The sequence below is a fragment of the Methylocaldum sp. genome, from assembly GCF_035627495.1.
GTDB lineage: Bacteria > Pseudomonadota > Gammaproteobacteria > Methylococcales > Methylococcaceae > Methylocaldum.
This window is the reverse complement of record NZ_DASPLO010000064.1, coordinates 1-6,681: the sequence shown is the minus strand read 5'-3', so window position 1 is coordinate 6,681 and position 6,681 is coordinate 1. Positions and strand designations below refer to the sequence as shown.

The 6,681-nt window shown below is 56.6% G+C and carries 8 protein-coding genes and 1 pseudogene; 4 read left to right on the top strand and 5 right to left on the bottom strand.

Annotated elements, in window-relative coordinates:
• Nucleotides 1-950: 950 nt before the first annotated feature.
• Complete coding sequence (locus tag VEB01_RS05175) at nucleotides 951-1,373, top strand: hypothetical protein (RefSeq protein ID WP_324873415.1); 423 nt, start codon at nucleotides 951-953, stop codon at nucleotides 1,371-1,373.
• A 509-nt stretch (nucleotides 1,374-1,882) separates the two neighbouring features.
• Here VEB01_RS05175 and VEB01_RS05170 read toward each other — a convergent pair.
• The 3 genes from VEB01_RS05170 to VEB01_RS05160 all read right to left on the bottom strand — a co-directional run bounded on the left by VEB01_RS05170 (nucleotide 1,883) and on the right by VEB01_RS05160 (nucleotide 3,098).
• Nucleotides 1,883-2,356 (bottom strand): RES family NAD+ phosphorylase, encoded by a 474-nt coding sequence (locus VEB01_RS05170; protein ID WP_324873413.1) that lies wholly within the window; start codon nucleotides 2,354-2,356, stop codon nucleotides 1,883-1,885.
• Nucleotides 2,356-2,820, bottom strand: coding sequence for a type II RES/Xre toxin-antitoxin system antitoxin (gene parS, locus VEB01_RS05165; protein ID WP_324873412.1), 465 nt, complete (start codon nucleotides 2,818-2,820; stop codon nucleotides 2,356-2,358). The genes VEB01_RS05170 and parS overlap by 1 nt, the downstream gene beginning before the upstream one ends.
• Nucleotides 2,821-2,912: 92 nt before the next feature.
• Complete coding sequence (locus VEB01_RS05160) at nucleotides 2,913-3,098, bottom strand: hypothetical protein (protein WP_324873410.1); 186 nt, start codon at nucleotides 3,096-3,098, stop codon at nucleotides 2,913-2,915.
• Between the two features lie 193 nt (nucleotides 3,099-3,291).
• On the opposite strand from VEB01_RS05160, the gene VEB01_RS05155 reads away from it, so the two are divergent.
• Both VEB01_RS05155 and VEB01_RS05150 read left to right on the top strand, forming a co-directional pair.
• Nucleotides 3,292-3,525, top strand: coding sequence for an AbrB/MazE/SpoVT family DNA-binding domain-containing protein (locus tag VEB01_RS05155; protein WP_324873409.1), 234 nt, complete (start codon nucleotides 3,292-3,294; stop codon nucleotides 3,523-3,525).
• A 188-nt stretch (nucleotides 3,526-3,713) separates the two neighbouring features.
• Entirely contained in the window at nucleotides 3,714-4,136 is a 423-nt protein-coding gene (locus VEB01_RS05150; protein ID WP_475441446.1) for a hypothetical protein, read from the top strand.
• A 585-nt stretch (nucleotides 4,137-4,721) separates the two neighbouring features.
• Here VEB01_RS05150 and VEB01_RS05145 read toward each other — a convergent pair.
• Nucleotides 4,722-5,873 (bottom strand): helix-turn-helix transcriptional regulator, encoded by a 1,152-nt coding sequence (locus tag VEB01_RS05145; protein WP_324873407.1) that lies wholly within the window; start codon nucleotides 5,871-5,873, stop codon nucleotides 4,722-4,724.
• A gap of 141 nt (nucleotides 5,874-6,014) precedes the next feature.
• On the opposite strand from VEB01_RS05145, the gene VEB01_RS23285 reads away from it, so the two are divergent.
• Entirely contained in the window at nucleotides 6,015-6,494 is a 480-nt protein-coding gene (locus VEB01_RS23285) for an SDR family NAD(P)-dependent oxidoreductase (RefSeq protein WP_324873405.1), read from the top strand.
• On the opposite strand, the pseudogene VEB01_RS05135 reads toward VEB01_RS23285, so the two are convergent.
• A pseudogene (locus tag VEB01_RS05135) lies at nucleotides 6,474-6,681 on the bottom strand (IS701 family transposase); the annotation flags it as partial. The gene VEB01_RS23285 and the pseudogene VEB01_RS05135 overlap by 21 nt on opposite strands.

Genomic DNA, 6,681 nt, shown 5'->3' with positions numbered 1-6,681 from the left:
AGTAGTCCCCGGAAGCCCAAGCGCCGGGTGGGTGGCCGGAGGTCGCCGCGAGAGCGGCGGTCGTAGGCGACCCACAAGGCATCGCGACCGGGCGTCGAGTCATTGTGGAGCCAGGTCCCGACCCCTGGTTGGGTCGGGACCTGTCGAACGCAGGACGGCCGGGGCGCCGAAGGCAATACTCGTCGCCAATTTTTTGCTCCTTTTGGAGACTTGGATGTCCCAAAAGGTTTCGTAAAAAATGGCGACGCAATCGATGAGCGGGTTGCGGCTTCACTGGCTGTCTGTCAACCAAGTGTCAACGCCGTTGTCACGCTTTCCGAGTTCTTTGTGACGGTCCGGTTTGTAGGTGCTTGTATGTAGGCCCTTTTCGTGACTTTGCGGCACGTTGCAACGGGCTCTGACGCCGTCAACCTAGGTTCGAATCCTAGTCCCCCAGCCAATAACATCAAAGCTTTGCGAGAAGTTGCAAGGCTTTTTTTATTGCCCATGGGGAACAATCGACGTCCGCGGTCGACAAACCGCAACCGATTACCGATGCCGACGGTCCGGCGAGTGCGGCGTCGACGGTCGCATTGGAGTCTGATCGGTCAACCGCCGACAGCCCCGAACCTTCGGCGCAATGCCACGTCAACCGATCCTGTCGCTCGAGGTGCCGAAAAGCTCGGCCTGATCGAGCAGCCTCTGATTGTGGCGAAGGCGGGGCAGCGCCGGAAGCCGCCCTCCGGCGAACCGAAGGAAACAGCGAGTTCGCACTGACCGAACGCATGCTCTCTGAATCACGTCATGGGTACCCACGAAGCGGATCGGGTAGATATGGACCGGATAGCCCCTTAAAAGGCTTTTACCTTTTTAAGGGATAAGGGCAAGTGCGGCCATTTCCGAGGTGTGCCAGTGACACAGCCTGAAAAACACGTAAACCCATAAGACTCGATGTCGCCTGTTGTCCTTGGATGTCCGAACGAAAGCCCATCGGCAAAACCGAAGTATGGAACCGCATTCGCCGGCTCCATCAGGAACTCGACGAAATCATGGCCGCCATGTACAAGGTCGTGGACGAATTCAAGCAAATCTTCCGTGCCCCCTGGCCGATGCATCTGAGCGTTCAAAAACTCAAGACCGGCGCGGTCTATTTACGCTGGCGCAAATCCGGCGTCAAGGGACGGCAGCCCTATTTGCAGCTGGAAAGTGCGACCGCACTGAAACTGTTGCGAGCCCAACCTGCGGCCGTACGGCGCCAGTATCTCCGGTTTCATCAAATATTGCTCGAGTTGAACCTGTCGCACTCGGTTTGCCTCTGTGAGCTGCGAAGGCTGGAGCGATATGCCGATCAATTGAAAGCCTTTCAGGGACTTAAATCGGTCGTCGGCGAATAATCGGTTTTATTTGGACTTTTTGTCGCCGTATGGCGCAATGGGCGGTTGTCCGAACGTACTGCGAAAGGTGTTGTTGAGATCTATAAATGGCTGGTGGCGCTTTCTGACGGTATGGCGTGGGGGCTAACGGAGAGTATCCTGCCCCAAGCCAGTAGCAAATCTCGGCCCGCCCGCTTGATTCATCGGGCTTTTCTAGTCCATCTAAGCGGTTAACTGCCGTTTCTAGGATGAGGCGCCCGACACCCGTGACCGCTATTTCGGTTGGTCCAGCAATGACTTGCCGTACTACGACAACACCTAATGGGTTGAAGACGACGGTTCATCCGCGCGCCGGCCACCAGCGTTCCTTCACCGTTCTGGAAGAAACGGAGCATTCCTTGCCGATCGACTTCCATCAGGGTATCGCTGTCGAACGGGCTTAGGAGATCGCCGAAGCCGTCATGCACCGCGTGGAAAATGTTCCAGTCTAGGCGAGAGCATACGCACGGTCTGTTGTCGCGTGTCGTGTTTCAGGATGTCGATCCGCCACAGCCCTTATAAAGACGCGCATCGAAGGGATAACGATCCGCGGCCAGGATGCGGAGCTGAGTGCTATCCGCGTGAAGCGGGTTGATCAAGACATTGACGGTATAAGGGACAATGGCGCTCGGCACAATCAGTGCCACACTGTCCATGCCCTTCAGCCAGGCATCCCCCAGCGATCGCGTCACCTCCGGGCGTTCCCGCCAATCATCGGGTAACGATGCCCGGTCGAGTTCTTTTCGAACCACGGCATCCGGCAAATCGATCGATAGCAATTGATAGCTATCCGGCAGATCTTCGGGATCGTCGATCTCCAGATGAACCAGTACCTCCAGGAGCGCGGTTCCGGGATTCTCAGCGCAATAGACAATGGGACTTCCGCGGCTGTGCCAGCGCCCGCTGGCCCGAATCCCGCCGCTGCCACGGAGATCCGCGTAGTTGCTGATGCGCCAAATGCGCATCAGGCGGCAAAGCCCTCATCGATTTGAATCAGGTACTCTTCGACAATCCGACCGCCCAGCTCGGTGGATAGGATCTCCATAGGGGTTCTATGGTCGAGTCGCTTGAGTGGCTTTCGTAGCCAGCGAAGGGCCTTGTCCCGATTGCCGAACACGGTTTCCGCCAAGGCCACGAGCCGAGCCATTCGCAGAGCCCGATCGGATTCATCGGGCGACAGGGATTGCTGATGGGCGCGCCGGTGGGATAGGGTGCGGGGTGGCAACACCATGGCCAGCTCCTTCGCCGTCAAGCCCTCTTCGGCGAGCTTATCCAGGACTGTCGGTCTCATCCTAAGCGGCGCTTCGCGAATAAGATCCTCCTCCGAGGTTAAGCGCCCAGGGAAATCGAGCAGCGCGCCCAAACGTGCCAGAAAATGACCGTAGCGGGAACCGCTGGACTCGGATACGGTGTTGGAGTGAGATGCCATCGTCTGCGGTCCTCCTGTTAGCAATATGCCGGCAGATTAATGGCATTTTGCCAATTACTCAAGCGTTGCTTTGGGTCCTGGGCAGGCTTTCTTTATTGTTTGCCTTCGGCTTTTTCCATTTCAGTACGCATCGTCAGTTCCCTTGTGGAGACGAGAACCACCGAATTAAAAGCAGATAACAAAAGCCTGCCCCTTTCACTGCCGATAGAGATGTCCACCTCTGATCTGTGCCACTGGCACAGCCCGAGAATAAGAAAACCCAAGAACTCGATGTTCATTTTTGAGGCTTATTGCAAAGCCTGCCGGTGGCCAAGCCCTTTCGGCGTTAAGAAAACGTCAAAAGGCAAGGTCCCCCGCGGATAGTGTTGCCTGACGGTAAACATCGGCTTTGGAATGTCCCGACGAATGGCTTGCGATGCTCGGCTAGGGCTAATACTCTTCTGGCGCAAGGTACTACCTCGGGGACGATTCATGAGTACAACAGTGACCCGCAAGGGGCAAGTCACGATTCCCCAACCCGTTCGGGATCTTCTTGGACTAGAACCCGGCAGTGCGGTGGAGTTCAAGGTTACGGAAGAGGGACAGGTGCTCCTTCTCCCCGCCGAAACCAAGAAGCCCGCGAACCGCTTTGCCGCCCTCCGCGGTGTCGCCACGGTCAAGATGAGCGCGGATGAAATCATGGCCCTGACTCGCGGCGAAGATTGACGTGGTATTGGTCGATACTACCCCCCCTCTTGTCCACGCTTATCGAGCGATTAGTCAGCCCCTTTTGGATTGCGTGTGTTTTCGCCGATCTCGGGGCTGATATGCCCGGCTTTGGATCGTGGTTTTCCGGTCAGTAGCCAATAAACCTGACCGGCACGCGCGACACTTCGCAACGGCTAAAGAGCCTGTTGCAGGCGGAAGGCTTCAAGGCGGCGGTACTCCGGTCCAGTGTTGAAACGTCCAAGCGGGAAGACTGGATTCTCGATCAGGTCGATCGGGGCATCGACGTCCTGATCTGCAATCCGGACTTGGTCAAGACCGGTTTGGACTTGCTGGATTTTCCTGCGATTGTGTTCCTCCAGTCGGGCTACAACGTCTACACCGTCCAGCAAGCCTCGCGGCGCTCCTGGTGCATCGGGCAAAAGCAGCCGGCCGACGTGTTCTACCTCGGCTACGAGGATACGGCCCAAATCGATTGCCTAAGCCTTATGGCTAAGAAGATCGCGGTCAGCCAGTCGACTTCGGGCGACATGGCGGACACGGGGTTGGATGTGCTGAACCAGGACGGAGATAGTTTGGAGGTGGCACTGGCGAAGCGGTTGATTCGCTGATCGACTTCCTCAAAACAAAAGGGGCATTCCGAGCGGGATGCCCTTATTTTTTCACGGCTCGTTCTCAGCCAATCCCAATTTAAGACGGGCGTCTCAGATTTCCTCGTTTTTGCCAGATACTCTGGCTTTTAAGTAACCAGTGAACTTTCAGTCCAAGCCGCATCGACAACCCACAGCCGGTTGGGTGAACGTAAATCTGCCTTTAATCCAAAATAAGTCAGCTTGACTAGATTGGCCGATTGGCTCCCTCCGGCCAAATTAGAGCCTGTCAGGCTGATCCCAATGTGCGTCCGGTTTTCGGCCTCATCGGTCATTCGCCCTGACCAATACCGGCCGTTCACGAACGACTGCTCTCTTCAAGGTCGAGCGAGCAGTACGTGCCCAAAGCCGGCGGTCGCATCGAGACCTCGAACGACTGGTTCGGCGCTCATTCCTGCCGGTGCCTCCGCCGATTATTGATGTACCGATCCCCGCCATCTACGGTCGTTGGCAGAGCCAATATGAACGGCTGGCTGTTTCAGAAGCCTGTCATTCGAGATTCACGCGGCAATTACTGATAAGTCGACCTAAATTCGGACATTACAATTAGTGTGCTTTTATAGGGCCGGAAACTCGGGACATAAGCGCGACCAGGTCTGCCTGCCGTGACGTGTTCGTTTTCTGAAAGATGTGCTGTAGGTGGGTCTTAACAGTCTGTAAGCCGATCCCAAGCATGTCGGCAATCTCTTCGAGCTGAAGACCAGGCGCCATGGCAAGCGCGACGCGCAATTCTCCGCCGGTCAGACCATAGAGTTTGGCGAACGCCTCCCCCGGAAACAACGGTAAGACCGCCGGATCCTGCACGAATATCGCGGCTGCCCCCGTAAACGGTTTCGAGATGCTTTGCCGCTTGCCCCGGTTGAGCGGCAGTACGGTCGCAACCAGCCCGGCACCAGCGCGATCGGGCAGTGCGATCGAGTGTCCACCGTGCAGCGTCTCGACCTCGTCGTCCACGGCGTTCGCCAACGCCGAGGCAAGCTGGCGCGACGCATTCGGGTCGATCGGCGACAAGCGATTGCTGACGATGCGAAGCGCCTGCCCGGCCTGGGTCTGACGTCGGGCTGCGCTGTTCATGTACACGACGCGGCCATCGCGAGCGCAAAGGAACACGCCGGCCGCAAGGCCATCGAGGGTTTGCTCAAGCGTATCGGTTTGCATGATGCGCAAATCGAATAGATCGGAGATCTTCATCGCCCGGCACACGTGCTTGGACAGAAGCTTGAATATTCGAACCTGATCGTCGCCAAAGCGGGGTTGATCGACGTTCCGGCAGGCGTGCAAGTAACCTATACGCGAACCGGTGCGCAGCGCTAAAAGACCAAGGAAGTCGCATTGGCCGCGTGGCTGCAAGAATTCCCGATAGACGCGGCTACCGAAGAACTCCTCATCGCCGCAACCCAGCGCTATGGTGGTGACATCGCCCTCTGGCATGAGCCTTACGGCGGGCAGAATGGGATGTTCGTTGGCGTAACGCTGATACTCAAACCAGTAGTCCGGACTGTACCCATGATCGTAGAGCCGGATGTTGTCGCAAGTCTCAAGATCAAAAACCGCGACCGACCCATAGGGACTCTCGCACAGGGCGCAGATCATCCGCACCGCCTCCCGCCATCGCTCCGGCTGGATCACACAGTCGTAAATCACTTCGACTACCGCAGAGAAATCTTCCAACGAGCAAGGCATGGCTGAGTCGGCCATGAGTTCCGTCCCTCCTATTAGAAAAGTTGAGCCGTCTTATCGGTGTTCGTCTCACTCGAACGAGTGATGACGCACAAAAAGTATATCGCTAGCCTGTGGTCCGGCAATAACACCCCATGCGTCCACAAATAGGAGAGCGCCATGAAAAAGAAAGAAGAAATACCGAATGTTTGTCTCCACATGCCATCGGGACCCTCCGGAATCACTAGGCGGAATTTCCTAAAGGTACCCACCGCCGTCGCAGCCGCCTCCATCGCGTTGCCCTCGGTGTTTGGCAATGTATTGATGGTCGGTACAGCCAAAGCTGAAGGCGGGGACGCGACACTTAATCCTCGATATTACCCTTTGGAGAATTTTGAACCCGAGATCGACTTGCGCGGAAAGCTGGCGGTGATTACCGGGGCGTCACGCGGCATCGGGAGAGCTACCGCGGAAGCGCTGGTCGAGCGTGGCGTTGATGTGATTGGCACCTCCCGCGATGTGAAGACTGTTCCTAACCCCCCGGCGTACCCTTTGCTTGATCTGGACATTACCATCCCAAATTCGGTGAATCGATTCCTTAAGACCCTGACTCGCGGGTTAAATCAACGGAAACAGGACTTACGCAAGACGCATTTCTAGCGAAGGATTTTTAAGTTGTCGAATAAGGTAGTCATCCAGTAAGCCATGCTTGAGTTGATAGACCGTTCGACCGGTTTGAGCCGCCAAGGACTTGAGCCGGACCCAGACCAGGAAAGCACAACCGATGTGATTGCGTTGAATTCGAGCCTTGCGGCACTGGCAGCGTTCCAGCCCGGTCACTTGCTTG

What these genes read in the sequence shown, in the direction of transcription:
- VEB01_RS05170 (WP_324873413.1), bottom strand. Translation starts at nt 2,356, where the DNA reads ATGCGCATTTGGCGCATCAGCAACTACGCGGATCTCCGTGGCAGCGGC.
- VEB01_RS23285 (WP_324873405.1), top strand. Translation starts at nt 6,015, where the DNA reads ATGAAAAAGAAAGAAGAAATACCGAATGTTTGTCTCCACATGCCATCG.
- VEB01_RS05155 (WP_324873409.1), top strand. Translation starts at nt 3,292, where the DNA reads ATGAGTACAACAGTGACCCGCAAGGGGCAAGTCACGATTCCCCAACCC.
- VEB01_RS05145 (WP_324873407.1), bottom strand. Translation starts at nt 5,873, where the DNA reads ATGGCCGACTCAGCCATGCCTTGCTCGTTGGAAGATTTCTCTGCGGTA.
- VEB01_RS05160 (WP_324873410.1), bottom strand. Translation starts at nt 3,098, where the DNA reads ATGAACATCGAGTTCTTGGGTTTTCTTATTCTCGGGCTGTGCCAGTGG.
- parS (WP_324873412.1), bottom strand. Translation starts at nt 2,820, where the DNA reads ATGGCATCTCACTCCAACACCGTATCCGAGTCCAGCGGTTCCCGCTAC.
- VEB01_RS05175 (WP_324873415.1), top strand. Translation starts at nt 951, where the DNA reads ATGTCCGAACGAAAGCCCATCGGCAAAACCGAAGTATGGAACCGCATT.